General features: G+C 55.0%; 24 protein-coding genes and 1 tRNA gene. 5 read left to right on the forward strand and 20 right to left on the reverse strand.

Annotation, left to right across the window (positions count from 1 at the left end):
- Positions 1 to 369 precede the first annotated feature (369 nt).
- The 4 genes from AX755_RS04345 to actS form a co-directional block, all read right to left on the reverse strand.
- Positions 370 to 720, reverse strand: a complete 351-nt coding sequence (locus tag AX755_RS04345; protein WP_045902724.1) for a putative T6SS immunity periplasmic lipoprotein — start codon at positions 718 to 720, stop codon at positions 370 to 372.
- Between the two features lie 2 nt (positions 721 to 722).
- Positions 723 to 1,265: a hypothetical protein gene (locus tag AX755_RS04350; RefSeq protein WP_040021677.1), complete on the reverse strand. Its 543-nt coding sequence runs from the start codon at positions 1,263 to 1,265 to the stop codon at positions 723 to 725.
- Positions 1,266 to 1,932: 667 nt separating this feature from the next.
- A tRNA-Gly gene (locus AX755_RS04355) sits at positions 1,933 to 2,006 on the reverse strand.
- A gap of 80 nt (positions 2,007 to 2,086) precedes the next feature.
- On the reverse strand, positions 2,087 to 2,830 hold the full coding sequence (actS, locus tag AX755_RS04360; RefSeq protein ID WP_013098606.1) for an amidase activator ActS: 744 nt from the start codon (positions 2,828 to 2,830) through the stop codon (positions 2,087 to 2,089).
- Between the two features lie 162 nt (positions 2,831 to 2,992).
- On the opposite strand from actS, the gene idi reads away from it, so the two are divergent.
- Entirely contained in the window at positions 2,993 to 3,535 is a 543-nt protein-coding gene (gene idi, locus AX755_RS04365; protein WP_013098607.1) for an isopentenyl-diphosphate Delta-isomerase, read from the forward strand.
- A 47-nt stretch (positions 3,536 to 3,582) separates the two neighbouring features.
- Here idi and lysS read toward each other — a convergent pair whose 3' ends face one another.
- From lysS to xerD, 5 genes are all read right to left on the reverse strand, one after another.
- Positions 3,583 to 5,100: a lysine--tRNA ligase gene (gene lysS / locus AX755_RS04370; protein ID WP_013098608.1), complete on the reverse strand. Its 1,518-nt coding sequence runs from the start codon at positions 5,098 to 5,100 to the stop codon at positions 3,583 to 3,585.
- A 9-nt stretch (positions 5,101 to 5,109) separates the two neighbouring features.
- A protein-coding gene (gene prfB, locus AX755_RS04375; protein WP_095908218.1) for a peptide chain release factor 2 occupies positions 5,110 to 6,208 on the reverse strand; the annotation gives its coding sequence in 2 pieces (ribosomal slippage) (positions 5,110 to 6,132 and positions 6,134 to 6,208; 1,098 coding nt in all).
- Between the two features lie 90 nt (positions 6,209 to 6,298).
- The gene (recJ, locus tag AX755_RS04380; RefSeq protein WP_045902722.1) at positions 6,299 to 8,032 is read right to left on the reverse strand and encodes a single-stranded-DNA-specific exonuclease RecJ; all 1,734 of its coding nucleotides are present in this window, start codon (positions 8,030 to 8,032) and stop codon (positions 6,299 to 6,301) included.
- A 5-nt stretch (positions 8,033 to 8,037) separates the two neighbouring features.
- Positions 8,038 to 8,751 carry a bifunctional protein-disulfide isomerase/oxidoreductase DsbC gene (gene dsbC / locus AX755_RS04385; protein WP_062856361.1) on the reverse strand — a complete coding sequence of 238 codons (714 nt, stop codon included), beginning with the start codon at positions 8,749 to 8,751 and terminating at the stop codon, positions 8,038 to 8,040.
- Positions 8,752 to 8,779: 28 nt separating this feature from the next.
- Positions 8,780 to 9,676, reverse strand: a complete 897-nt coding sequence (xerD, locus tag AX755_RS04390) for a site-specific tyrosine recombinase XerD (protein ID WP_013098612.1) — start codon at positions 9,674 to 9,676, stop codon at positions 8,780 to 8,782.
- Between the two features lie 101 nt (positions 9,677 to 9,777).
- Here xerD and fldB point away from each other — a divergent pair, with 101 nt between their 5' ends.
- A complete protein-coding gene (fldB, locus tag AX755_RS04395; RefSeq protein WP_013098613.1) occupies positions 9,778 to 10,299 on the forward strand; it encodes a flavodoxin FldB in 522 nt (173 codons plus the stop codon).
- A gap of 6 nt (positions 10,300 to 10,305) precedes the next feature.
- Here the strand turns inward: fldB and AX755_RS04400 are convergent, their stop codons facing one another.
- Complete coding sequence (locus AX755_RS04400; protein ID WP_023620447.1) at positions 10,306 to 10,719, reverse strand: protein YgfX; 414 nt, start codon at positions 10,717 to 10,719, stop codon at positions 10,306 to 10,308.
- The gene (gene sdhE / locus AX755_RS04405) at positions 10,700 to 10,966 is read right to left on the reverse strand and encodes an FAD assembly factor SdhE (protein ID WP_013098615.1); all 267 of its coding nucleotides are present in this window, start codon (positions 10,964 to 10,966) and stop codon (positions 10,700 to 10,702) included. The genes AX755_RS04400 and sdhE overlap by 20 nt, the downstream gene beginning before the upstream one ends.
- 294 nt (positions 10,967 to 11,260) lie before the next feature.
- On the opposite strand from sdhE, the gene ygfZ reads away from it, so the two are divergent.
- Entirely contained in the window at positions 11,261 to 12,241 is a 981-nt protein-coding gene (ygfZ, locus tag AX755_RS04410; protein ID WP_023620448.1) for a tRNA-modifying protein YgfZ, read from the forward strand.
- A gap of 109 nt (positions 12,242 to 12,350) precedes the next feature.
- Here ygfZ and trhA read toward each other — a convergent pair whose 3' ends face one another.
- Entirely contained in the window at positions 12,351 to 13,010 is a 660-nt protein-coding gene (gene trhA, locus AX755_RS04415) for a PAQR family membrane homeostasis protein TrhA (RefSeq protein WP_003863433.1), read from the reverse strand.
- A 265-nt stretch (positions 13,011 to 13,275) separates the two neighbouring features.
- Here trhA and AX755_RS04425 point away from each other — a divergent pair, with 265 nt between their 5' ends.
- Both AX755_RS04425 and AX755_RS04430 read left to right on the forward strand, forming a co-directional pair.
- Entirely contained in the window at positions 13,276 to 14,007 is a 732-nt protein-coding gene (locus tag AX755_RS04425) for a MurR/RpiR family transcriptional regulator (protein WP_020687085.1), read from the forward strand.
- A 116-nt stretch (positions 14,008 to 14,123) separates the two neighbouring features.
- A complete protein-coding gene (locus tag AX755_RS04430) occupies positions 14,124 to 15,557 on the forward strand; it encodes a 6-phospho-beta-glucosidase (protein ID WP_020687084.1) in 1,434 nt (477 codons plus the stop codon).
- A gap of 69 nt (positions 15,558 to 15,626) precedes the next feature.
- Here AX755_RS04430 and AX755_RS04435 read toward each other — a convergent pair whose 3' ends face one another.
- The 8 genes from AX755_RS04435 to AX755_RS04470 all read right to left on the reverse strand — a co-directional run bounded on the left by AX755_RS04435 (position 15,627) and on the right by AX755_RS04470 (position 25,657).
- Positions 15,627 to 16,370: an SDR family oxidoreductase gene (locus tag AX755_RS04435; RefSeq protein WP_013098620.1), complete on the reverse strand. Its 744-nt coding sequence runs from the start codon at positions 16,368 to 16,370 to the stop codon at positions 15,627 to 15,629.
- 72 nt (positions 16,371 to 16,442) lie between these two features.
- Complete coding sequence (gene gcvP, locus AX755_RS04440) at positions 16,443 to 19,316, reverse strand: aminomethyl-transferring glycine dehydrogenase (RefSeq protein WP_062856362.1); 2,874 nt, start codon at positions 19,314 to 19,316, stop codon at positions 16,443 to 16,445.
- A 122-nt stretch (positions 19,317 to 19,438) separates the two neighbouring features.
- Positions 19,439 to 19,828: a glycine cleavage system protein GcvH gene (gcvH, locus tag AX755_RS04445; RefSeq protein ID WP_013098622.1), complete on the reverse strand. Its 390-nt coding sequence runs from the start codon at positions 19,826 to 19,828 to the stop codon at positions 19,439 to 19,441.
- Positions 19,829 to 19,851: 23 nt separating this feature from the next.
- Positions 19,852 to 20,946: a glycine cleavage system aminomethyltransferase GcvT gene (gene gcvT / locus AX755_RS04450; protein ID WP_028028158.1), complete on the reverse strand. Its 1,095-nt coding sequence runs from the start codon at positions 20,944 to 20,946 to the stop codon at positions 19,852 to 19,854.
- Positions 20,947 to 21,343: 397 nt separating this feature from the next.
- Positions 21,344 to 22,546 carry an FAD-dependent 2-octaprenylphenol hydroxylase gene (ubiI, locus tag AX755_RS04455; protein ID WP_013098624.1) on the reverse strand — a complete coding sequence of 401 codons (1,203 nt, stop codon included), beginning with the start codon at positions 22,544 to 22,546 and terminating at the stop codon, positions 21,344 to 21,346.
- Between the two features lie 12 nt (positions 22,547 to 22,558).
- Positions 22,559 to 23,737, reverse strand: a complete 1,179-nt coding sequence (ubiH, locus tag AX755_RS04460; RefSeq protein ID WP_062856363.1) for a 2-octaprenyl-6-methoxyphenyl hydroxylase — start codon at positions 23,735 to 23,737, stop codon at positions 22,559 to 22,561.
- The gene (gene pepP / locus AX755_RS04465; RefSeq protein ID WP_104668930.1) at positions 23,734 to 25,047 is read right to left on the reverse strand and encodes a Xaa-Pro aminopeptidase; all 1,314 of its coding nucleotides are present in this window, start codon (positions 25,045 to 25,047) and stop codon (positions 23,734 to 23,736) included. The genes ubiH and pepP overlap by 4 nt, the downstream gene beginning before the upstream one ends.
- Before the next feature lie 31 nt (positions 25,048 to 25,078).
- Positions 25,079 to 25,657: a YecA/YgfB family protein gene (locus AX755_RS04470; RefSeq protein WP_013098627.1), complete on the reverse strand. Its 579-nt coding sequence runs from the start codon at positions 25,655 to 25,657 to the stop codon at positions 25,079 to 25,081.
- Positions 25,658 to 25,747 lie beyond the last annotated feature (90 nt).

Here is a 25,747-nt window from a genome sequence, read left to right on the forward strand (position 1 = left end):
CGGGCTGGAGAAAGGGTCATTCTGAGAATGAAGATTCCGACGTTACTAACTGAGTGTTGTATCTAATCGTGGGGGCAGGTCAGGCACGGTTATTGTACGGCGGATATATCGCTAAACGATACAAGACCTGTCTGGTTAATTAAGGTTGGCGCGAGGCGAGATTACAGGCCGGACGGCTGTCTGTAAGCTTCGCTCATCGGCATACAAGCGAGCCGACCAGAGGGCACTGAATATCGTGAGGTCAGGAATTGTCTACGGGAATGGAGTCAGTCCATCAACCAATCTAAGAAAGATATACGTGCATTAAACGGTTGCTTGATCACGTACGTGCGTTGAAATGAATATAAGGGGGCAGTCTGCCCCCTATTCTTAAGGATAAGAAAGTTCGGCAGTGACTAAATGTGATTCTGACTTATCAGATTGGACATCATACGCGAAGTTATACCGCTTCCCAGGTGTAAACTTAAATCCGAAAACAGGAAGACACTCACCCTTCGGAACATAAACAGGCTTGTCATCGAAAATCTTATGAAGAGAGTCGCTTGTATCACTGTTGATTTGAATAGCAGTAATCCGTTCCTGCGGCTCCAGTGGTGACACCACACAAACTTGATTATCTTTAATAAATGCCGTTGTAGATTCACGATCTACCATTCGATCACCAGGCCCAGGGCATCCCGTCAAGATGAATACAACACCCAACAACATTTTGTTCTTCATGTTTAACGCCCCTTCCCTGTTACGATTTTCTGGTAAAGCGAAGGTACATCCTGCAACAAATCTACGCCCCTGTACATCCCCATGCGCCCTGGTCTCTGATAGTAAGACCACTTACTGATCCCATAAACCAGCAGTAACCAGTAATCAGCTAAAATAGAAGCTTGCTGTTCAAGAGAGTAATCAGTGAGCTTTTTTTTATCCAGCCTGTAGGTATATTCAGCAGCCCAGCTAAAAGCTCCCCGCATTCTCACCCATTGCCCGTGTTGGTGTTGCCAGACATGCCCCAGTTCATGGATGAAAACATATTTATCTTCTATGAAAACCGAGTTTGCTGAAAAGTCTGCCCTGTACATCGACTTTCTGTACCATAACTCCCCGTTTGGAGTCATCGCGTAATTTTGTTTTTGTAGTCCGAATGGTAAATAACTGTCGCAATGAATCCAGACACGGCTATACACTATCGAATCACCGAACACCCTACGAGCCATTGCTATCTCGCCTAACGTCATCCGGCGTAATGTTCCTTCTTCTGCCTGTGCGCTCATAAACCCCTCCTTGTGTGATTTATCTACATCGTAAAATCATGAGTCGAAATAGTCTATACACGAGCATCAGCCATTCATCAAATGCAGTGACGGTGCAAGCGCTCAAACTTTTCCTCAGGTGATTCAACTTGAATCTGTCTGTCCCCGATAGCCATGCTCGCCCTTGAGTGGTTAGGATTAATCGCACGTTATCAAGAGTACATAAAATGAGTAGCCAATAGATTTTGGACAATAGCAACCATAAAGCCCCGTTAGTGGACAGCAACAAGCGGAGCGACTTCTTCAGACTGTCAGTGGGATCACACATTATCAAGGTGCTCGTTAACCGTTAGGAGCGTGAGCGAAACCCAGATAGAGCCTACATGTCGTTTGTAGGTACAGTTATCACCATAAACCTGTTTACGTAGCTCATAAGGCCGCACTTCAGGCTTTAATGCATGTGATCAATCTGTCGATGACATAACGATGTCTGGGTGGGATTTTTCTTCACGTTTTGCTATCGCGGTGTGAGAATGCAACTGCCGCCAACACTGAGTAATACTGCCATCTCACCATGTAACGTAGCGTGACAGTGACCAAGGGCGGATCACAACGATAGACCCAATAGGTAACTATTTAATGTGCTGACAGAGAAGGCTTTTAAGGCTTCTCCACAAGGGGAGAGATCTGGAGCGGGCGAAGGGAATCGAACCCTCGTATAGAGCTTGGGAAGCTCTCGTTCTACCATTGAACTACGCCCGCTTTGAGGTGCGTAAAGCATTATAGACCTTACGCCTCTTCATACAAGCCTCTTCGCAACTAAATGGCGATAAAATAATCACTTAGCACTTCGGCTTACTGCCCTGTGCCGGAAGATAACGCTGCGGGTCGATGGCGGTGGCCTTATAACGGATCTGGAAGTGCAGCTTCACCGTATCCGTCCCCGTGCTTCCCATGGTGGCGATCTTCTGCCCCGCCTTCACGTTCTGACCGTTATTAACCAGCATTGTGTCGTTATGCGCATAAGCCGTGATGTAGTCTTCACCATGCTTAATCATGATCAGATTACCGTAACCGCGCAGCTGGTTGCCCACGTACACGACCTTCCCTGCCCCGGAGGCATAAACCGGCGTACCGCGCGCGGCTGCAATATCGATTCCCTTATTGCCGCCTTCAGATAAGGAGTATGGCAGCACAACTTTCCCGCTGGCCGGCCAAATCCAGCAGCGCTGTCCGACAGGGGGCCAGGAGGATTGCGGCACCGCATAGGATGGCGTCACTTTGGCGGTTTTGCCTTTCGACGACGATTTTTTGCCCGAAGATGAACCGCCATTAACCTTCAGCTTCTGCCCCACTTCGATGGTATATGGCGGAGAGATATTATTCAGACGCGCCAGCTCCTTTACGCTGGTCCCCGTCGCGCGCGAAATCCGGTACAGCGTATCCCCGCGCTTCACGGTATAGACCGCGCCGGAATAGCTGCCCATATCCGAAGATTTACTCCCTGAACAGCCTGCCAGTAATAGCGTCAGCATCAGGCAGAACACGGCAGTGATGGGGTTTCTCGTCAGGCTTCCTGCAAACAAAACAGATCCTCGGTCAGCGTGAATGGCGCCCTATAATACCAGCCCAAACAGATATGGGTCAGCCCTTTTCCGCTCTGTGGAACAAACCGTTCGTACCGGAATGCAGTATAATGACATCGCTGGTGGTGCTGAACCATCCGCATGGTTAGCACTGGAGCATCAATGAGTATTCAAGAACACGTTATTTTGGTAAATGACCAGGGAATGGTGATTGGCACTCAGGAAAAATACGCTGCACATACCTCCCATACCCCACTCCATCTGGCGTTCTCTTCCTGGCTCTTTAATGCCAAAGGGGAGTGTCTTATCACCCGTCGCGCATTAAGCAAAAAAGCCTGGCCGGGCGTCTGGACGAACTCAGTCTGCGGCCATCCGCAATCTGGTGAAGCGATTGATCAGGCCATTGTGCGCCGCTGCCGCTATGAAGTGGGAGCCGAAATTACCGGGATCACCCCTGTCGCCGCTGAGTTTCGCTACTGTGAAACCGATCCTTCCGGGATCGTCGAAAATGAGATTTGTCCGGTCTTTGCCGCCAGGATCACGAATGCGCTGACGATCAACAGTGATGAAGTGATGGCATACGAATGGGTTGATCTGGACGCGTTGTTCCAGGCTCTGGATGCCACACCGTGGGCCTTTAGCCCCTGGATGGTGATGGAGGCGACGGCGGCACGCGAAAAACTGCGGGCCTTCGCCGCCAAATAAAAAAGCCCCGGCGACTATCGCACGGGGCTTTTTACGATCTGCAGACGTTATTTAACCGGACGCATCGCCGGGAACAGGATCACGTCGCGGATGGTGTGGCTGTTGGTGAACAGCATTACCATACGGTCGATACCAATACCCAGACCCGCCGTTGGTGGCAGGCCGTGCTCCAGCGCCGTCACGTAGTCTTCGTCGAAGAACATCGCTTCGTCGTCGCCTGCCGCTTTTGCGTCAACCTGATCCTGGAAGCGCTGCGCCTGATCTTCTGCATCGTTCAGCTCGCTAAAGCCGTTGCCGATTTCACGGCCACCGATGAAGAATTCAAAGCGGTCAGTGATCTCCGGATTCTCGTCATTACGACGCGCCAGCGGGGACACTTCAGCCGGGTATTCAGTGATGAAGGTCGGCTGAATCAGGTGCGCTTCTGCCACTTCTTCAAAGATCTCGGTCACGATACGGCCCAGACCCCAGCTCTTCTCCACTTTAATACCGATGCTTTCAGCGATCGCTTTTGCAGAATCGAAGTTATCCAGATCCGCCATGTTGGTTTCCGGACGGTATTTCTTGATGGCTTCGCGCATGGTCAGTTTTTCGAACGGCTTGCCGAAGTCGAACACTTCTTCACCGTAAGGTACCTGCGTGGTGCCCAGAATGTCCTGCGCCAGGGTGCGGAACAGGGATTCGGTCAGCTCAATCAGATCTTTATAATCTGCATACGCCATATAGAGTTCCATCATGGTGAACTCTGGGTTATGACGCACGGAGATGCCTTCGTTACGGAAGTTACGGTTGATTTCGAACACGCGATCGAACCCACCTACCACCAGACGCTTCAGGTACAGTTCCGGCGCGATACGCAGGTACATGTCCAGGTCCAGGGCGTTGTGATGGGTGATGAACGGACGTGCGGAAGCACCGCCTGGGATCACCTGCATCATTGGGGTTTCCACTTCCATAAAGTCGCGGTTAACCATGAACTGGCGGATACCGGCCATGATCTGGGAGCGAATTTTGAAGGTTTTGCGGGACTCATCGTTAGAGATGAGGTCCAGATAACGCTGGCGGTAGCGCGCTTCCTGATCCTGCAGGCCGTGGAATTTGTCCGGCAGCGGGCGCAGGGCTTTGGTCAACAGACGCAGTTCGGTGCAGTGGATAGACAGTTCACCGGTCTTGGTTTTGAACAGTTTACCTTTCGCGCCCAGGATATCGCCCAGGTCCCACTTCTTGAACTGCTCGTTGTAGATGCCTTCTGGCAGATCGTCACGGGAAACGTACAGCTGAATGCGGCCGCCCACGTCCTGCAGGGTAACGAAAGAGGCTTTACCCATGATACGACGGGTCATCATACGGCCCGCAACGGCCACTTCGATGTTCAGCGCTTCCAGCTCTTCGTTTTCTTTAGCGTCGAAGTCAGCGTGCAGTTGGTCTGAGGTGTGGTCACGACGAAAATCGTTCGGGAACGGCACGCCCTGCTCACGCAGCGCTGCCAGCTTCTCGCGGCGGGTTTTCAGTTCGTTGTTAAGATCGACTACCGCGTCAGCGCCCTGTGCTTGTTGTTCAGACATGTTGGTTCCTCATAACCCTGCTTTCAAACTTGCTTCGATAAATTGGTCCAGGCTGCCGTCCAGCACCGCCTGCGTGTTACGGGTTTCAACCCCGGTACGCAGGTCTTTGATGCGGGAGTCATCAAGGACGTAAGAACGGATCTGGCTGCCCCAGCCGATATCAGACTTGTTGTCTTCCATCGCCTGTTTCTCAGCATTTTTCTTCTGCATCTCCAGCTCATAAAGCTTCGCTTTCATCTGCTTCATGGCCTGGTCTTTGTTCTTATGCTGGGAACGGTCGTTCTGGCACTGTGTTACCAGCCCGGTTGGAATGTGGGTAATACGTACCGCTGATTCCGTACGGTTAACGTGCTGTCCACCCGCGCCAGATGCGCGGTAAACGTCGATACGCAGATCTGCCGGGTTGATTTCGATATCGATATCTTCGTCAACTTCGGGGTAAACAAACGCGGAGCTGAATGAGGTATGACGACGACCACCGGAGTCGAACGGGCTCTTACGTACCAGGCGGTGAACGCCGGTTTCGGTACGCAGCCAGCCGTAGGCGTAGTCACCAATGATCTTGATGGTGACGGACTTAATGCCAGCCACTTCGCCTTCAGACTCTTCGATAATCTCGGTTTTGAAGCCACGCGCTTCAGCCCAGCGCAGATACATGCGCATCAGCATGCTGGCCCAGTCCTGCGCTTCAGTACCGCCAGAACCTGCCTGGATATCGAGATAGCAGTCAGCGCTATCGTATTCGCCGGAGAACATACGACGGAACTCAAGCTGCGCCAGCTTCTCTTCCAGCACGTCGAGCTCTGCCACAGCTTCGTTAAAGGTTTCTTCGTCGTCGGCTTCTACAGCCAGCTCCAGCAAACCGGAAACGTCTTCCAGCCCCTGAGCCATTTGATCCAGCGTATCTACGATAGCTTCGAGAGAGGAACGCTCTTTACCCAGCGCCTGCGCGCGTTCAGGCTCGTTCCAGACGTCCGGCTGTTCCAGCTCGGCGTTTACTTCTTCAAGACGCTCTTTCTTGGCATCGTAGTCAAAGATACCCCCTAAGAACGTCAGAGCGCTCCGTGAGGTCCTGAATACGGTTTTTTACCGGATTAATTTCAAACATGATCTGTTTTCTTTTATGGACTTGTCAAAATGCGGTGATAAGAGCGGGATTGTACCGAATCCACGCCCTTTTTTATAGAGATTACTGCCGCTAAATTGGCCAGATATTGTCGATGATGATTTGAAGGGAGCGGTTACCGCGAAACTCGTTGATATCCAGTTTGTAGGCCAGTTCGACCTCGCGTACGCCATTGTCCGGCCAGACAGTGGTATCGACGTTAAAGGCAATACCATCCAACAGCGGGCCGCCGCCCACCGGTTCCACCATCACTTTCAAGTGACGTTCGCCCACGATGCGCTGTTGCAGCAGACGGAAGCGGCCATCGAACAGTGGCTCCGGGAACATCTGTCCCCACGGGCCTGCATCGCGTAGCATTTGCGCCACTTCCATGGTCATCTCCATCGGTGCGAGCTCACCGTCGGAAATCACTTCCCCCTGCAGCAGAGCCGGGTCGATCCAGTCAGTCACCAGTTCGCCAAACAGACGCTGAAACTCGTCGAATTTCGCCTCTTCCAGCGACAAGCCTGCCGCCATCGCGTGACCACCGAATTTGAGCATCAGGCCCGGGTAGAGCGTATCCAGACGCTCCAGCGCATCGCGCATGTGCAGCCCCTGAATCGAACGACCGGAGCCCTTCAGCGTGCCATCGCCTGCGGGCGCAAATGCAATCACCGGACGGTGGAAACGCTCTTTAATACGCGACGCCAGAATGCCCACCACCCCCTGATGCCATTCAGGGTGGTACATCGCCAGCCCGCCCGGCAATGTTTCACCGCTGCGTTCAAGCTTTTCACACAGGGTTAGTGCTTCAGCCTGCATTCCCTGTTCGATCTCTTTGCGGGTCTGGTTCAGCGCATCCAGTTCATTCGCCAGCACGCGCGCTTCACCAATGTTATCGCACAGCAGCAGCGCGACGCCGACGGACATATCGTCCAGCCTGCCAGCCGCGTTCAGGCGCGGGCCGAGGGCAAAGCCCAAATCGCTGGCGGCGAGCTTGAGCGGATCGCGGTTCGCAATCTCCAGCAGCGCCTTAATACCCGGACGACACTTGCCCGCACGAATGCGGCTTAACCCTTGCCAGGTGAGGATACGGTTATTGGTATCGAGCGGTACCACGTCCGCCACGGTGCCGAGCGCAACAAGATCGAGATACTCGGCCAGATTGGGCACGGCGATCCCGCGGGACTCGAACCAGCCTTTATCCCGCAGCAGAGTACGCAGCGCCAGCATCAGATAAAACGCCACCCCCACGCCCGCCAGTGATTTCGACGGGAAATCGCAGTCGCGCAGGTTCGGGTTAATAATGGCCTCAGCGGCCGGCAGCGTTTCACCCGGCAGGTGGTGATCGGTAACCAGCACCGGGATCCCCAACTGATGCGCGTGATCGACACCCGCATGGGAGGAGATCCCGTTATCTACGGTCAGGATCATCTGCGCGCCGCGGGCATGTGCCTGATCGACCACTTCCGGGCTAAGGCCATAACCATCTTCAAAGCGGTTAGGCACCAGATAGGTGACGTTTTCGCAGCCCAGCGCGCGCAGGCTGAGCACGCTCAGCGCGGTGCTGGTGGCGCCGTCGGCATCGAAATCCCCCACCACCACAATGCGCGTGCCTTCACGAAGCGCGTTGTAGAGCATTTCAGTGGCTTTTTCGATGCCGTTCAGCTGCTGCCAGGGCAGCATCCCTTTGACGCTGCGCTCAAGATCGCCTGCACTCCGCACGCCGCGGCTGGCGTAGAGCCGCTTTAACAGCGGCGGAAGATCGGCTGGCAAATCAACCTGTTCAACCGCGTCGCGGCGGCGCAATTTTATTGGGGCTTTCACGCGGATTATTTACCACCAAACTGTTTCTGGTGCGCGTCGAGGAACTCTTTCATCTCTTTTGGCCCCTGATAGCCCGGGACAACGTAGCCGTTGCTTAAGACAATGGCTGGCGTACCGGTCACACCAAACTGCACGCCCAGCGCGTAGTGGTTGGCAATATCAATATCACAGGAAGCCGGCTGCACACCCTTACCGTTCATCGCGTCATCAAACGCTTTGTTACGATCTTTTGCACACCAGATGGCCTTCATGTCCTGCTCAGGCTGGCTCTGCACACCCGCGCGAGGGAAAGCCAGGTAACGCACGGTAATACCCAGTGCGTTGTAATCTTTCATCTCTTCATGCAGCTTGTGGCAGTAGCCACAGGTGATGTCGGTAAAGACGGTTATAACGTGTTTTTCCTGCGCCGCCTTATAAACGATCATCTCTTTTTCGAGCGCATTCAGGTTTTTCATCAGCAGCTGGTTGGTCACGTTCACCGGCTGCGCGCCGCTTACGTCGTACATCGGCCCCTGAATAATGTGTTTGCCATCTTCGGTCACGTACAGCACGCCGCTGTTGGTTAAAACGGTTTTCATCCCCGCCACCGGCGCAGGCTGAATATCGCTGCTGGTTACGCCGAGTTTCGTCAGCGACTGTTTGATAGCGGCGTCATCCGCATGGGCAAAACCGGTAAAAGAGGCTGCCAGCAGGGTGAACAGCTCAAAAGACTTTTTCATATAAGATCCTGTAACAATTCGTCGGCACTCACGCGCGAGGGTGGTGCTGTTGGTGTAGCTGCCGCAGGCGTTCCGTCGCGACATGGGTGTAAATTTGCGTCGTGGAAAGATCGCTGTGTCCCAGCAGCATCTGCACCACGCGCAGATCGGCGCCGTGGTTCAGCAGATGTGTCGCAAAGGCATGCCGCAACACGTGCGGCGACAGCTTTTCGCTGTCAATGCCCGCCAGTGTGGCGTAATGCTTGATGCGATGCCAGAACGTTTGCCGCGTCATCTGCTGCGCACGCTGGCTGGGGAACAAGACATCGATAGAAACGCCGTTCAGCAACCACGGACGACCGTGCTCCAGATACGTTTCCAGCCAGTACACCGCCTCTTCTCCCAGCGGGACCAGCCGTTCCTTGTTCCCTTTACCGATCACACGAACCACGCCCTGACGCAAGCTGATGTCGCTCATCGTCAGGCCAACCAGTTCCGAAACGCGCAAGCCGGTAGCATACAATAGCTCAAGCATGGCTTTATCGCGTAACTCCAGCGGCAGGTCAACAGCCGGTGATTGTAATAATCTCTCAACTTGTGCTTCGCTGAGATCTTTCGGTAGCCGCTGCGGGAGTTTAGGCGATGCCAGGAGGGCGCTGGGATCGTCCGCGCGAATTTTCTCACGGTAGAGATGCTGGAACAGTCGACGCATTGCACTGAGCAGACGCGCAGAGCTGGTGGCTTTGTAGCCCCCCTCCATACGCTCGCCCAGCAGCGCCTGCAGGTCGTCGCTTTGTGCGCTCTCCAGCGACAGTCCCCGGTGTGCCAGCCACTCCACCAGCATGGTGAGGTCCCGCCGATAGGCGCTCAGCGTATTTTGGGCCAGGTTTTTCTCCAGCCACAGCGCGTCGAGAAACTGTTCGATGAGTGCGAGATCCTTTTCCACATCAGCCCCTTTGATTCTGCAATCCGGGCATTATGCCTGATTGCGAGCGGTTTCTGGTACACTACGCGCAAAGTCATAGCAAGAATTGAGATAGATACGCGATGAATATTGGTCTGTTTTATGGTTCCAGCACCTGCTACACCGAAATGGCGGCAGAGAAAATTCGCGACATCATTGGCCCGGAACTGGTGACGTTGCATAACCTGAAGGACGATGCGCTCACGCTGATGGAGCAGTACGACGTATTGATCCTCGGCATCCCGACCTGGGATTTCGGTGAGATACAGGAAGACTGGGAAGCCATCTGGGATCAGCTCGATACGCTCAACCTCGACGGCAAAATCATTGCCATGTACGGTATGGGCGACCAGTTCGGTTACGGGGAATGGTTCCTGGATGCTCTCGGCATGCTGCACGATAAGCTGGCACCGAAGGGCGTCACGTTTATCGGCTACTGGCCAACGGAAGGTTACGAATTCACCAGTAAAAAACCGATTATCGCAGACGGCCAGCTGTTTGTCGGGCTCGCGCTGGATGAAACCAACCAGTACGATCTGAGCGACGAGCGTCTGCAAACCTGGTGCGAACAGATTCTGGGCGAAATGGCCGAGAAGTTCAGTTAACGCGTATTATTCCTGCGTCGGTTGCTGCTGCAGTAGCATCCGGCGCAGTTCCCGCCACTCCGCAATATCCATACTGTCGGCGGCCAGCCACAGATGCTGGCACTTACCGCCGCCCACCTGGCGTAACCGTAGCATCATGCCGGAACTGAGCATCCAGGGCATACCGAGGATATCCCACTCTTTACCCTGCCAGCGCAGGCGGGAGTCCATCAGTAATTTGATCTCACCCTGGCGGGCATTGATCCGGCGCTGGCTGCGCACGCTGTCAAAAACGACGAACGACAGCAACAACAGCCACAGCGGCGTATAGCTAAGCGGCCACGGCATCAGTAAAACAAATGCCGCGACCAGGCCGTGGAGCAATAACGACATCCACTGCGAGCGCCACGAGACGCGAAGATCAGATTGCCACAGGACCACGTTCCCGATTCCGTGTTTGAATTAATTGCACCATCCGTTGCAACTCGGTGTCGGCGGGCTTGCCGTGGTTCATCAGCCAGTTGAATAAATCGGGATCGTCAGACTCAAGCAGGCGAACAAACAGACGCTTATCCTCATCGCTTAAGCTGTCATACTCATATTCGAAGAAAGGCATGATGGAGATATCAAGTTCACGCATGCCGCGTCGGCATGCCCAGTGAATACGGGCCTTGTTGTTAATATCCATGTTCTGTTTCCTGCATTACGTTTGGCACAGTCGGTACCCCGTTCAGTCTTCTTTATTTCTCTGCGGGGACACTCGCTAGTGTAACGTGTTTTTGACCGTTTCTTTACTGGAATATTGCGTAGCTGAAGTGGGCTTCCAGAATAACCCCTATAAAGACAGCGGATTACACTATTTTGCGTGGCGCTACGCATTGCTGCGTTATGGCACGAATGGCCTGCTGAAAGCGCTTGCAATGGCTGTAGTCTCTTTTACCATTAGGCATTATCAAAGCGTTAAGCAATTCAGGATACCGTTATGGCATTTACACCATTTTCTCCTCGCCAGCCCGCCGCCTCTGCGCGTCTGCCGCTGACGCTTATTTCTCTTGATGACTGGGCACTGGCCACACTCGTTGGTGCCGACGCCGAAAAATACCTTCAGGGCCAGGTCACGGCAGACGTGAGCCAGATGACCGAACATCAGCACCTGCTGGCTGCGCATTGCGATCCAAAAGGCAAAATGTGGAGCAACCTGCGTCTGTTCCGCCGTCAGGATGGCTTTGCCTTTATTGAGCGCCGCAGCCTGCGTGATGACCAGCTTAAAGAGCTGAAGAAATACGCGGTCTTTTCTAAAGTCACCATTGCGCCAGATGACGAGCACGTGCTGCTGGGCGTGGCCGGTTTTCAGGCGCGTGCCGCGCTGAAAAACCTGTTCAACGAACTGCCGGATGCAGAAAAACAGCTGGTTAGCGAAGGTGAGACCTCCATCCTGTGGTTTGAACACCCTGCAGAGCGTTTCCTGCTGGTGACCGACGCCGCGACCGCCGAGCGCGTTACTGAGGCCCTGCGCGGTGAAGCCCAGTTCAATAACAGCCAGCAGTGGCTGGCACTGAACATTGAAGCGGGTCTGCCGGTGATTGACGCGGCCAACAGCGCGCAGTTTATTCCGCAGGCGACCAACCTGCAGGCGCTGGGCGGCATCAGCTTTAAAAAAGGCTGTTACACCGGCCAGGAGATGGTCGCGCGGGCAAAATTCCGCGGCGCGAATAAGCGCGCGCTGTGGACACTGGCGGGTCACGCCAGCCGTGTACCGGAAGCGGGTGAAGATTTAGAACTGAAGATGGGTGAAAACTGGCGCCGTACCGGCACCGTGTTAGCCGCCGTTCAGCTGGATGATGGCCGTCTGCTGGTGCAGGCAGTGATGAACAACGACATGGAAGCCGACAGCGTGTTCCGCGTGCGTGATGATGCCAATACCTTGAGTATTGAGCCGCTGCCGTATTCACTGGAAGAGTGATGCTGTATCGCCCGGTGGCGCTGCGCTTACCGGGCCTACGGTTTTAGTGTTCTCCCTCTCGCTGTGGGAGAGGGTTAGGGTGAGGGCAACAGGCCGCAAGATGTAAAAACTACACCTGCCCCACATACAAATAAATGGCCAGGAAGTGACACACGCTGCCCCCAAGTACAAAGCCGTGCCAGATAGCATGGTTATAAGGGATGCGCTTGCAGACATAGAAAATGACGCCCAACGAGTAGACCACGCCGCCTACGGCAAGCAGGGTCACGCCCCCTACCGCCAGCTTAATCGCCAGCTGATAAACCACTATCAGCGACAGCCAGCCCATCGTCAGGTAGGTCACCAGCGACAGCACCTTAAACCGGTGCGCAATGGTCAGCTTAAAGAGGATCCCCAGCAGTGCCAGGCTCCAGATCACAATCATCAGGCCACGCGACAGCGGTGAGTTCAACCCCACCAGCAGGAATGGCGTGTAGGTGCCTGCAATAAGAAGATAGATAGCGCAGTGGTCAAATTTTTTGAGCCATATCTTTGCCCGCTGATGCGGAATGGCGTGATACAGCGTCGACGCCAGAAACAGCAGGATCATACTCCCGCCATACAGGCTGTAGCTGGTAATGGCCATGGCACTGGCGTTGGTGTCCACCGCCTGCACCAGTAATAACACTAAACCGACAATCCCAAACACCAGGCCAATGCCGTGGCTGATGCTGTTGGCTACTTCCTCAGCCAGTGAATATCCCTGTGCGATTAATGGTCTGCTCACCATACAAAACTCCGGGAAAACGAAAGATGATTATTCATCGCATGACTATGCTAACTGAGAATGATTCCAGTGAACACCTGTTAGCTAAAATAATTTCAATCCATAATTTATATATAAAAATCATAGATATAAAAAACAGTTTCACCTTACATTTGTTCACATTAAAATTTAATCATTATGAATCAAAGGCATAAAAATGGATCCTGCCCTGTGGCTGCATGTTATGATGGGCCAATGAAGTCTGAATGAGAGTTATGCCACTGTGAGTATGTTCACCCACGCCGCCATTGCCAGTCTCAATAATCTGGAGATGATGGTCTACAACTATGTCATCAAAAATCGTGACAAAGTGATGTACATGACTATCCGCGAACTGGCGGACGCGGCGGGTGTCTCCACCACCACTATCCTGCGCTTTTGCCGCAAACTCAACTGCGAAGGCTACTCTGAATTTCGCGTACGCTTTAAGCTCTATCTGGAGCAGAATGAGCCTCAGCAGATAAATTTTGGTGCCAGTGAAATTATCAGCTTCTTTAAAAGCGTTAATAATGAAGAGTTCGATACATTATTAGATGAAGCGGTGGAGATAATATTATCGTCCGAGCGAATTATCTTTGTCGGCGCAGGGACCTCAGGCTCGCTGGCAAAATATGGTGCACGCTTCTTTTCTAATATCGGTAAATTCAGCAACCATATCGACGATCCTTATTTCCCGGTGACCAATGATATGGCCAAAAATGCGCTGGCGATTGTACTGTCGGTATCCGGTGAAACGGAAGAGATCCTGCGCTTCGCCAGCCAGTTCAGCCTGCATCACTGCAAGGTACTTTCCATTACCAGCCATGAGCATTCGCGGCTGGCAAAACTGGCCGATTTTAATCTCTCCTGGCATGTTCCCCAGACGCGTATTGCAGGCGTGTATGATATCACCACCCAAATCCCCGTTATTTATATTCTGGAGTCGCTCGGGCGTAAACTGGCGAAGAAATTAACAGAATAAAACATCCTGTTTTTTGCATGTAACAAATTACAATTCAGGCAAATTGTTATATCGTGACATTTAATGTCGCTTTGGTAGACTCGATTCCAATAAGTCATGAATTGAGAATAGCAACGATGAAAAAATTAACCTTACCAAAAGATTTTTTATGGGGCGGCGCGGTTGCTGCTCACCAGGTGGAAGGCGGCTGGAACAAAGGCGGCAAAGGGCCGAGCATCTGTGACGTGCTGACCGGTGGCGCGCATGGCGTTCCCCGTGAAATCACCCAGGAAGTGGTACCGGGTAAATACTACCCAAACCACGAGGCCATCGACTTTCACGGCCACTACAAAGAAGACATCAAGCTGTTTGCCGAGATGGGCTTCAAATGTTTCCGCACCTCTATCGCCTGGACGCGCATCTTCCCGAAAGGTGACGAAACGCAGCCCAATGAAGAAGGGCTGAAGTTTTACGACGATCTGTTCGATGAGTTGCTGAAGTACAACATCGAGCCGGTGATCACCCTCTCCCACTTCGAAATGCCGCTGCACCTGGTGCAGGAATATGGCGCCTGGACCAACCGTAAAGTGGTCGATTTCTTTGTCCGTTTCGCGGAAGTGGTCTTCGAGCGTTACAAAAACAAGGTCAAATACTGGATGACCTTCAACGAAATCAACAACCAGCGTAACTGGCGTGCCCCGCTGTTCGGTTACTGCTGCTCCGGTGTGGTCTATACCGAGCACGACAACCCGGAAGAGACCATGTACCAGGTGCTGCATCATCAGTTTGTGGCCAGCGCCCTGGCGGTGAAAGCTGCGCGTCGTATTAACCCTGAAATGAAGGTCGGCTGTATGCTGGCGATGGTGGCGCTCTATCCGTTCTCCTGTAAACCGGAGGACGTGATGTTTGCCCAGGAATCCATGCGTGAACGCTATGTCTTTACCGACGTTCAGCTGCGCGGTTATTACCCGTCTTATGTATTGAATGAGTGGGAGCGCCGTGGTTTTACCATTAACATGGAGCCGGGTGATGAGCAGATCCTGCGTGAAGGTACCTGCGACTACTTAGGTTTCAGCTATTACATGACTAACGCCGTCAAAGCAGAAGGCGGTACCGGCGATGCAATTTCAGGCTTTGAAGGCAGCGTGCCCAACCCGCATGTGAAAGCCTCTGACTGGGGCTGGCAGATTGACCCTGTGGGTCTGCGCTACTCTCTGTGTGAGCTATACGAGCGTTATCAGAAACCGCTGTTTATCGTCGAGAACGGTTTTGGCGCCTACGATAAAGTGGAAGAAGATGGCAGCATTAACGACGACTACCGCATCGACTATCTGCGCGCTCACGTGGAAGAGATGATCAAAGCCGTGACGCACGATGGCGTGGACCTGATGGGTTATACGCCGTGGGGCTGTATCGACTGCGTGTCGTTCACCACCGGCCAGTACAGCAAGCGCTATGGTTTTATCTACGTGAACAAGCACGACGACGGCACGGGCGACATGTCGCGCTCCCGTAAGAAAAGCTTCGAGTGGTATAAAGGTGTGATTGCCAGTAACGGTGAGACGCTTTAACTCTGTAACGCCGGGCGGCGCTCCGCTTGATCCCCTCTCCCTTTTGGGGAGAGGGTTAGGGTAAGGGGTTTACTTCCCGCCCGCTAACTCAATAAAACTGCCCGTCACGTACGACGCTTTCTCGCTCAGCAGCCAGACAATCGCCTGGGCTACCTCTTCAGGCTGGCCGCCGCGCTGCATCGGCAGCAACGACTTAACGCGATCCACACGTCCCGGCTCTCCACCGTCGGCATGGATGTCGGTATAGATAAGCCCAGGGCGCACGCAGTTAACGCGGATACCTTGCGCCGCCACTTCCAGCGCTAACCCGGTTGTCAGTGAATCCACCGCCCCTTTGGACGCCGCGTAATCCACATACTCACCCGGTGCGCCCAGTCGTGACGCCGCGGAGGAGACATTCACAATCGCCCCACCCTTACCGCCATGTTTGTGCGACATACGCTTTACCGCTTCACGGCAGCAAAGGAAATACCCCGTGACGTTGGTTGCCAGCACGCGATTAATGCGTTCAGCCGAAAGATTTTCGATGGTGGATTGCTCAAACAGGATCCCGGCGTTATTCACCAGCGCGGTCAGCGGCTCAGCTTCTCGGTCAAGACTGTCGAACATCGCCAGTACCTGCGCTTCATCGCTGATATCCGCGCGCAGGGCAAAGGCTTTACCGCCCGCCCCGACGATCTGGTTGATAACGTCCGTCGCAGCCTTGATATTGTGGTGATAATTCACCGCCACGGTGTAGCCTTCGTTTGCCAGCTGCAGCGCGGTGGCTTTACCGATACCGCGGCTGGCGCCTGTTACAAGTGCAATACCCATTCTTTTCTCCCAATAAAAAAGCCGGGTATGGCGGCTTCGCCATACCCGGCCTACGTTACTACATCAACACGATTACTGGTATTCGCTCATCGGTACACAGGAGCAGAACAGATTACGGTCACCGTAGACGTCATCAAGACGTTTCACGGTTGGCCAGTATTTGTTTGCCACACCGGCCGGGAAGACCGCCAGTTCACGGCTGTAACGGTGATTCCACTCCGCCACCATTTCATGCTGCGTGTGCGGCGCATTGACCAGCGGGTTGTCTTCCAGCGTCCATTCGCCGTCCTGCACGCGGTCGATCTCCATGCGGATGGCCAGCATCGCATCAATAAAGCGGTCCAGCTCGGCTTTGCTCTCGGACTCCGTTGGCTCCACCATCAGCGTACCCGCAACCGGGAACGACATGGTTGGCGCATGGAATCCATAGTCGATAAGACGTTTGGCAATATCCAGCTCGCTAATGCCGGTCTGCTCTTTCAGCGGACGAATATCCAGAATGCACTCGTGCGCCACGCGGCCATCACGACCGGTGTAGAGCACCGGGTAGGCCGACTTGAGGCGGGTCGCGATGTAGTTAGCGTTCAGGATCGCCACCTGGCTTGCCTTTTTCAGCCCTTCCGCGCCCATCATGCGGATGTACATCCAGCTGATTGGCAGGATAGAGGCGCTACCAAACGGTGCCGCTGACACCGCGCCCTGACGGGTCAGCATCCCTTCGATCTGCACCACGCTATGGCCTGGAACAAACGGTGCCAGGTGCGCTTTCACGCCGATTGGCCCCATACCCGGGCCGCCACCGCCGTGCGGAATGCAGAAGGTTTTATGCAGGTTCAGGTGCGAAACGTCCGCACCGATGAAGCCCGGCGAGGTGATGCCCACCTGCGCATTCATGTTCGCACCGTCGAGATAGACCTGGCCGCCAAACTGATGCACCACTTCACATACTTCACGGATGGTCTCTTCGTACACGCCGTGAGTCGACGGGTAGGTCACCATGATGCAGGAGAGCTTATCGCCCGCCTGTTCGGCTTTCGCACGCAGGTCAGCGAGGTCAATGTTGCCGTTCTTATCGCACGCCACCACGACCACTTCCATCCCCGCCATCTGGGCGGAGGCCGGGTTGGTGCCGTGGGCAGAGCTTGGGATCAGGCAGATATCACGGTGGCCTTCGTTACGGCTCTCGTGATAGTGGCGGATCGCCAGCAGACCGGCGTACTCACCCTGCGCGCCAGAGTTTGGCTGCATGCAGAGCGCATCGTAACCCGTCAGTTTCACCAGCCAGTCGGAGAGCTGGTTGATCATCAGGTGATACCCTTCCGCCTGTTCGGCAGGGCAGAACGGGTGCAGCTCGGCAAACTCAGGCCAGGTGATAGGGATCATCTCCGCCGCCGCGTTCAGCTTCATGGTGCAGGAACCCAGCGGGATCATCGCCTGGTTCAGCGCCAGATCCTTGCGCTCCAGAGAGTGCATGTAACGCATCATCTCGGTTTCGCTGTGGTAGCGGTTAAAGACCGGGTGCGTCAGGATCGCATCGTTACGCAGCATGCTTTCCTGAATTGAGCGGCTGTCGAGCGCGACCTCTTTGTCCAGCGTATCAATATCCAGACCGTGCGCGTCGCCCAGCAACACGTTAAACAGGTTGACGATATCTACACGGGTGGTGGATTCATCGAGGGTGATGCCGACCGCGTTATGGATGTCGCTGCGCAGGTTGATTTGCGCCGCATCAGCACGCGCCAGCACCGCCGCTTTGTCCGCCACTTCAACACACAGGGTGTCGAAGTAGTGAGCGTGACGCAGTTTGAGGCCTTTCTGCTGCAGACCGCAGGCCAGAATATCGGCCAGACGGTGAATGCGGCTGGCGATGCGTTTCAGGCCAACCGGACCGTGGAACACCGCATACAGGCTGGCAATGTTAGCCAGCAGAACCTGCGAGGTACAAATATTGGAGTTCGCTTTCTCGCGGCGGATATGCTGCTCACGCGTCTGCATCGCCATGCGCAGCGCAGTGTTACCGGCAGCGTCTTTTGACACCCCGATAATACGGCCAGGCATGGAGCGTTTGAATTCATCTTTTGCCGCAAAGAATGCCGCGTGCGGGCCGCCGTAGCCCATTGGCACGCCGAAGCGCTGCGCAGAGCCGAAGACGATATCCGCACCCTGTTTGCCAGGCGCCGTCAACAGTACCATTGCCATCAAATCAGCGGCGACGCTGACAACGACTTTGCGGGATTTGAGATCGGTCATCAGCGCGCTGTAGTCATGCACTTCGCCGGTGGTGCCCACCTGCTGTAGCAGCACGCCAAAGACATCCTGGTGATCCAGTACTTTGTCGGCATCGTCGACAATCACGTCGAAGCCAAAGGTTTCCGCACGAGTGCGTACCACGTCCAGCGTCTGCGGATGAACATCCGTCGCCACGAAGAAGCGGTTGGCGTTTTTCAGCTTGCTCACGCGTTTCGCCATCGCCATGGCTTCTGCCGCGGCGGTCGCTTCATCCAGCAGAGACGCAGAGGCGATGTCGAGACCGGTCAGATCCAGGGTCACCTGCTGGAAGTTCAACAGCGCTTCCAGACGGCCCTGGGACACTTCCGGCTGATAGGGGGTATACGCGGTATACCAGCCCGGGTTTTCCAGCATGTTGCGCAGGATCACCGGCGGTAACTGCACGTTGGTATAACCCATGCCAATGTAAGACTTATAGCGCTTGTTAAGGGCTGCAATGGCCTTTAATTCTGCCAGCGCAGCAAATTCAGTCGTCGCCTCGCCCACCTGTGGTGGCGTGGCAAGCTGGATGTCTTTTGGCACGATCTGGCCGATCAGTGCGTCTAATGAATCCGCGCCAACTGTCTTCAGCATCTCCTGCTGTTGCTGAGCATCCGGCCCTATGTGACGTTCAATGAAGGCGCCACGGTTTTCAAGCTGGCTTAAAGTCTGTGTCATGAGCGATGGTTCCTGAAACGTGCAGTGAATATAAGTTCCCTCTCCCTGTGGGAGAGGGTTAGGGTGAGGGGAAGATGGGCACCCTCACCCCTGTCCTCTCCCGAAGGGAGAGGGATAATGGCTTACTCGTCTTCTAACAGGGCTTCGTATGCGGTGGCATCCAGCAGCGCAGCAACCTGTGATTCGTCGCTGGCTTTGATCTTGAAGATCCAGCCGCCTTCATACGGTTCGCTGTTGACCAGTTCCGGGGAGTCGCTCAGCGCGTCGTTGACGGCAATGATTTCGCCGCTCACCGGTGCATAGATATCGGATGCCGCCTTAACAGATTCCGCGACAGCGCAGTCATCGCCCGCGCTAACGGTCGCGCCCACTTCCGGCAGGTCAACAAACACCATGTCGCCCAGCAGCTCTTGCGCGTGCTCGGTGATCCCAACGGTATAAGAGCCGTCCGCCTCTTTGCGCAGCCACTCGTGTTCTTTGCTGTATTTCAGTTCTGCTGGCACATTGCTCATTGAATTTCTCCTGATAAAAATGATTAGGCGACCGGCTTACCGGCGCGAACAAAAATCGGTTTGGTCACGTGGACCGGCATTTCGCGGTTGCGGATCTGTACCACCGCCGTTTCGCCAATGCCGGCCGGCACGCGTGCCAGTGCAATACTGTAGCCCAGCGTCGGGGAGAAGGTACCGCTGGTGATCACGCCTTCACGCGGATTGCCGTCTGCATCGGTAAAACGTACCGGCAGTTCGCCGCGCAGCACGCCTTTTTCCTTCATCACCAGGCCAACCAGCTGTTCAGTGCCTTTTTCGCGCTGCATCTCCAGCGCTTCACGGCCAATAAATTCGCGGTCAGCCGGTTCCCACGCGATGGTCCAGCCCATGTTAGCGGCCAGTGGAGAGACGCTTTCGTCCATCTCCTGACCATAAAGGTTCATGCCCGCTTCCAGACGCAGCGTATCGCGCGCGCCCAGTCCTGCTGGCTTGACGCCCGCTTCCACCAGCGCACGCCAGAAGTCGGCGGCTTTTTCATTCGGCATGGCAATTTCATAGCCCGCTTCACCGGTATAGCCGGTGGTGGCGATAAACAGATCGCCCGCCTGCACGCCGAAGAACGGCTTCATACCAGCAGTGGCTTCACGCTGCTCGTTGTTGAACAGCGTGGCGGCTTTCGCCTGCGCGTTCGGCCCCTGCACGGCGATCAGCGACAGATCATCACGGACGGTGATGTCGATGGCATACGGTTCAGCGTGTTGGGTAATCCAGGAGAGGTCTTTTTCGCGGGTGGCGGAGTTTACAACGAGGCGGAAGAAATCTTCAGTGAAGTAGTAGACGATAAGGTCGTCAATCACGCCGCCAGAGGCATTTAGCATGCCGGTATAGAGCGCTTTACCTGGCGTCTTCAGTTTTGCGACGTCGTTTGCCAGCAGATAACGCAAAAACTCCCGGGTGCGGCTACCGCGCAGGTCGACAATTGTCATGTGGGAGACGTCGAACATACCGGCATCGGTACGCACTGCGTGGTGTTCATCAATCTGGGAGCCGTAATGCAGCGGCATCATCCAGCCATGAAAGTCCACCATACGTGCACCGCATAACACGTGTTGTTCGTACAAAGGAGTCTGTTGAGCCATCTTTTCCTCGTTGAAAAATTCACCGTGAATCCCGGTATCGGCCCCGTCATTCGGCACCGACGCAAACGTTCTCTTTTACCTGAACTTACCACCGAAACCGACGGTTAACCATAAGGTAAAACAGGTCATCACATTAGCTTATGACCAAAAAACGCTGAAAAGCCTACAGAGTTATTCACTGGTAAAATGCGATTCAACCCGCATAAAATTAACAACGATCTAACAATATTTAGCACATGGTGATATTTCATGCGGAAAAACGGGCCAAATTTCCGTAACGTAAAAATAGCCAGATTAGATTATCTAATGCGAAAAATGGCGTGAAATTAGATTATTTCAAACGAGGATATTTACCCGGCGCAGAGGCCGGGTAAATAAAGTGTGACGGGGATCGAGATTAACGTAACCAGTCGGGAAGATCGTTAAGACCCATCGCCTGACGAAGGAGTTGAGGTTTTACGCCCGGAAGGGTGTCGGCCAGTTTCAGGCCGATGTCGCGCAGCAGTTTTTTCGCCGGATTTGCCCCGGCAAACAGCTCGCGGAAGCCCTGCATACCTGCCAGCATCACCGCCGCGCTGTGCTTGCGGCTGCGTTCGTAGCGACGCAGGTAGAGATGCTGGCCGATGTCTTTACCTTCGCGGTGCAGACGGCGCAGCTCATTCACCAGCTCTGCCGCATCCATAAAGCCAAGGTTAACTCCCTGTCCGGCCAGCGGATGAATGGTATGCGCCGCGTCACCCACCAGCGCGAGACGGTGCGCCGCAAACTGGCGCGCGTAGCGGCCGGTCAACGGGAATACCAGGCGTTCGCTCTCAAGGGTGCACAGACCAAGACGGTTATCAAACGCCATGCATAGCGCCTGATTAAACGCCTCTGGCGTCGCCTCGCGCATCAGCTGTGCTTTTTCCGGCACCAGAGACCAGACGATCGAGCACAGGTGCGGATCACTCAGCGGCAGAAATGCCAGAATACCGTCGTTATGGAAAATCTGGCGCGCAACGCCGCCGTGCGGCTCTTCAGTACGGATGGTTGCTACCAGCGCATGATGACGATAATCCCAGAAGGTCAGGGGAATATCCGCCTTGTTACGCAGCCACGAGTTTGCGCCATCCGCGCCCACCACCAGCCGCGCGGTGAGCATGTCGCCGCTCTGCAGGGTGAGAAACGCTTCGTTTTCGCCCCATGCCACCTGCTGGATTTGCGCGGGCGCCATCAGGTTGATATCGCTGCAGGATTGCGCTTTTTGCCATAACGCATGGTGAATGACGGCATTTTCGATGATATGACCCAGATGGCTATAGCCCATACTTTCATCATCAAACGCGATATGACCAAAGCTGTCTTTGTCCCACACTTCCATTCCGTGATAGCAGCTGGCACGCTGCGCCACGATATCTGACCAGACGCCAAGGCGCGTCAGTAGTTTTTCGCTGGCGGCATTGATTGCTGAGACGCGCAGTTCCGGCGGCGCATCGTGCGCAACGGGCTGAGGCAGATTTTGCTCCAGCACGGCCACGCGCAGACCACTGCCCTGTAAACCACAGGCCAGCGCCAGCCCTACCATTCCGCCGCCTACAATGGCGACATCAACATTTTGCACGATGATAACTCCTTAACGCGCGACCCAACCAAGGGTCCGCTGCGCCAGCACGTCACGTGCCGGAATGAATAATTCCATCGCCATCAGCCCAAGGTTGCGGCCTGCAACCAGCGGTACCCAGCGATTGGCAAACAAATGCACCAGGCCATCGGTGACGCCGATAGTCGCTTCTTTATCCGCCCGGCGTCGCTTCTGATAATGGCTGAGCACCGGATACGCGCCGCAATCTTTTTGCTCATGCCACGCCTGGGACAGAGTCTCTGCCAGGCTCATCACGTCGCGTAGCCCAAGGTTGAAGCCTTGCCCGGCGATTGGGTGCAACGTCTGCGCGGCATTGCCGACCAGCGCCACGCGATGGGAGATGGACTGAGATGCCGTGGTCAGCGACAGCGGGTAAACAGCGCGTTTTCCCGCATGGGTAATACGCCCCAGCCGCCAGCCAAAGGCTTTTTGCAGCTCGGTACAAAAACGGTCGTCGGACCAGGCCTCAACGTCAGCCGCTTTATCCTGGGGATGGCACCACACCAGCGAGCAGCGTCCGTTTGACATCGGCAGCATGGCCAGCGGGCCGTGCTGAGTGAAACGTTCAAACGCCCTGCCGTTGTGTTCTCCCGCCGTAGAAACGTTAGCAATAACGGCGACCTGTCCGTAAGGCTGAGCGCGCCATTCCACGCCGCACTGGGTGCCAAGCGCAGAACGTGAACCATCGGCGGCGACCAGAAGCTGGCCATCCAGAACCGTGCCGTTTTCCAGCGTCACGCTGACCGCCGCTTCGCTGCGGCTGAAGCTGGCGACGCGTGCCGGGCAATGGAGCGTCACACCCGGGGCATCCTGCAATAAACGGAACAGACGCAGCCCGACGTCGTGAAGTTCAACCACCCGACCTAAGGCATCAATGCGGTAATCCTGCGCGTCCAGCGTCACAAACCCGGCATGGCCACGATCGCTGACGTGAACGGTGTTAATTGCCGTCGCACAATCCGCAATCGCCTGCCAGATGCCAATTCGAGCGAGCTGCTGGCAGGTCCCCTGAGCCAGGGCAATGGCGCGGGCATCAAACCCGGGATGGTCGGACGCCTCTGGCGCCACGGCCTCCACCAGATGGACCGGAAGTTGCCCTTTCGTCAAATGCGAGATGGCCAGCGCCAGCGTAGCTCCCGTCATCCCCCCACCAACGATAATCACGCTCATGGGCGTGCCGCTGCCATCAGCGCCTCAATGTCATCGGCGTTTTTCACCACGCCCGCGGTCAGGTTTTCGTTACCGGTTTCGGTGATGACAATGTCATCTTCGATGCGAATACCAATTCCACGGTACGCTTCCGGCACGTCGGCATCCGGCGCAATGTAGAGCCCCGGTTCAACGGTCAGCACCATACCCGGCTCCAGCACGCGAGAACGTTCTGAACCATACGCACCCACATCATGCACATCCAGCCCCAGCCAGTGGCTCAGGCCGTGCATAAAGTAGGGGCGATGCGCATTTTCAGCAATCAGGGTATCCACATCACCGTTCAGAATCCCGAGCCTTACGAGGCCGGTAATCATGATGCGCACCACTTCGCCGGTCACTTCCTGGATGGAGGTGCCGGGGCGATAAAGCTTCAGCGCGGTTTCAAGAGATTCAAGAACGATGTCATAAATTTCGCGCTGCGCGGGAGTGAACTTACCGTTCACCGGGAAGGTACGGGTAATGTCGCCCGCATAGCCCTGATATTCGCAGCCTGCATCAATCAGCACCAGATCGCCGTCACGCAGTTCACTTTCATTTTCGGTGTAATGCAGAATGCAGCCGTTTTCACCGCCGCCGACAATGGTGTTGTAAGAAGGATAACGCGCGCCGTGGCGGTTGAACTCGTGGTGAATCTCGCCTTCCAGCTGATATTCAAACAGGCCGGGGTGGCACTTTTCCATCGCCCTTGTGTGAGCCAGCGCGCTGATTTCGCCTGCACGACGCATCACGTCCAGCTCTTCCTGCGATTTAAACAGGCGCATCTCGTGGACCACCGGGCGCCAGTCCGTCAGCGTGGCCGGGGCGGAGAGATTCTGCCGGGAGCCTTTACGCAGCTTATCCAGCGCGGTGAAGACTATCTCATCGGCGTACGCATACTCACCCTGCGCGTGGTAAAGCACATCCAGCCCGTTCAGCAACTGATAGAGCTGCTGGTTGATTTCACTGAACGCCAGCGCACGGTCCACACCCAGTTTCGCGGGCGCGGCCTCTTGCCCCAGGCGGCGACCAAACCAGATCTCCGCGGTGAGATCCCGTACGCGGTTGAAAATCACGCTGTGGTTGTGGGTGTCATTGCTCTTGATCAGCACCAGTACCGCCTCCGGTTCATTGAACCCGGTGAAGTACCAGAAATCGCTGTTCTGGCGATAGGGGTATTCACTGTCGGCACTGCGCGTCACTTCGGGCGCGGCAAAAATCAGCGCAGCGCTTCCGGGCTGCATTTTTGCCAGCAGCGCCTGACGACGACGGGAATACTCTTGATTCGAGATAACCATGACACCCTCCTGTGCGTTATTTTTCTTAATGTAAGGTTGGCTTACGAACTTCCGGTGCGGTTGGCTGCGAGCGGGTGAAGTTATCGTGGCACAGCAGTGCCGCCACGCGAACGTACTCGATAATCTCTTCGAGAGACATCTCCAGCTCTTCCTGATCTTCTTCTTCGTCGTAACCCAGTTGCGCGATGTTACGCAGATCGTCGATCGCTTCACCCGCTTCACCGGTCACTTTATCAAGCTTAGGCTGCGTTACGCCCAGCCCCAACAGATAGTGGTTTACCCAACCGGCCAGCGCATCGGCGCGATCGAACACGCTGACATCGTCGCCTTCAGGCAGATAAAGCTGAAAAAGGAAGCCATCATCCTCCAGCGAATCGCTGATTGCCGAGTGCATTTTTCGCAGCGCTTCCGCCAGTTCATGACCAAACGCCAGCCCTTCGTTCGTCAGGTCGTGGATCAGCGGCTGCCATGAGCTGTCGCTGTTTCCGCCGCATAGCATGCCACTGATCAGACCGTGCATTTCGGCAGGGGTTAAACCCACACCCTGCTGGTTCAGTAACTGGTTTAAATCGTTGTAACCAGGCATTTCGTTCTGTATAGACATGAGCTTTCGTCATCAAAGGGAGGAATATTCATGATATGCTACCACTTTGGACCCTGGTGATACCAGAAAAGGGCTTGTATCTTCACATCA

The organism is Enterobacter sp. SENG-6, assembly GCF_001605945.1.
Classification (GTDB): domain Bacteria; phylum Pseudomonadota; class Gammaproteobacteria; order Enterobacterales; family Enterobacteriaceae; genus Enterobacter; species Enterobacter cloacae.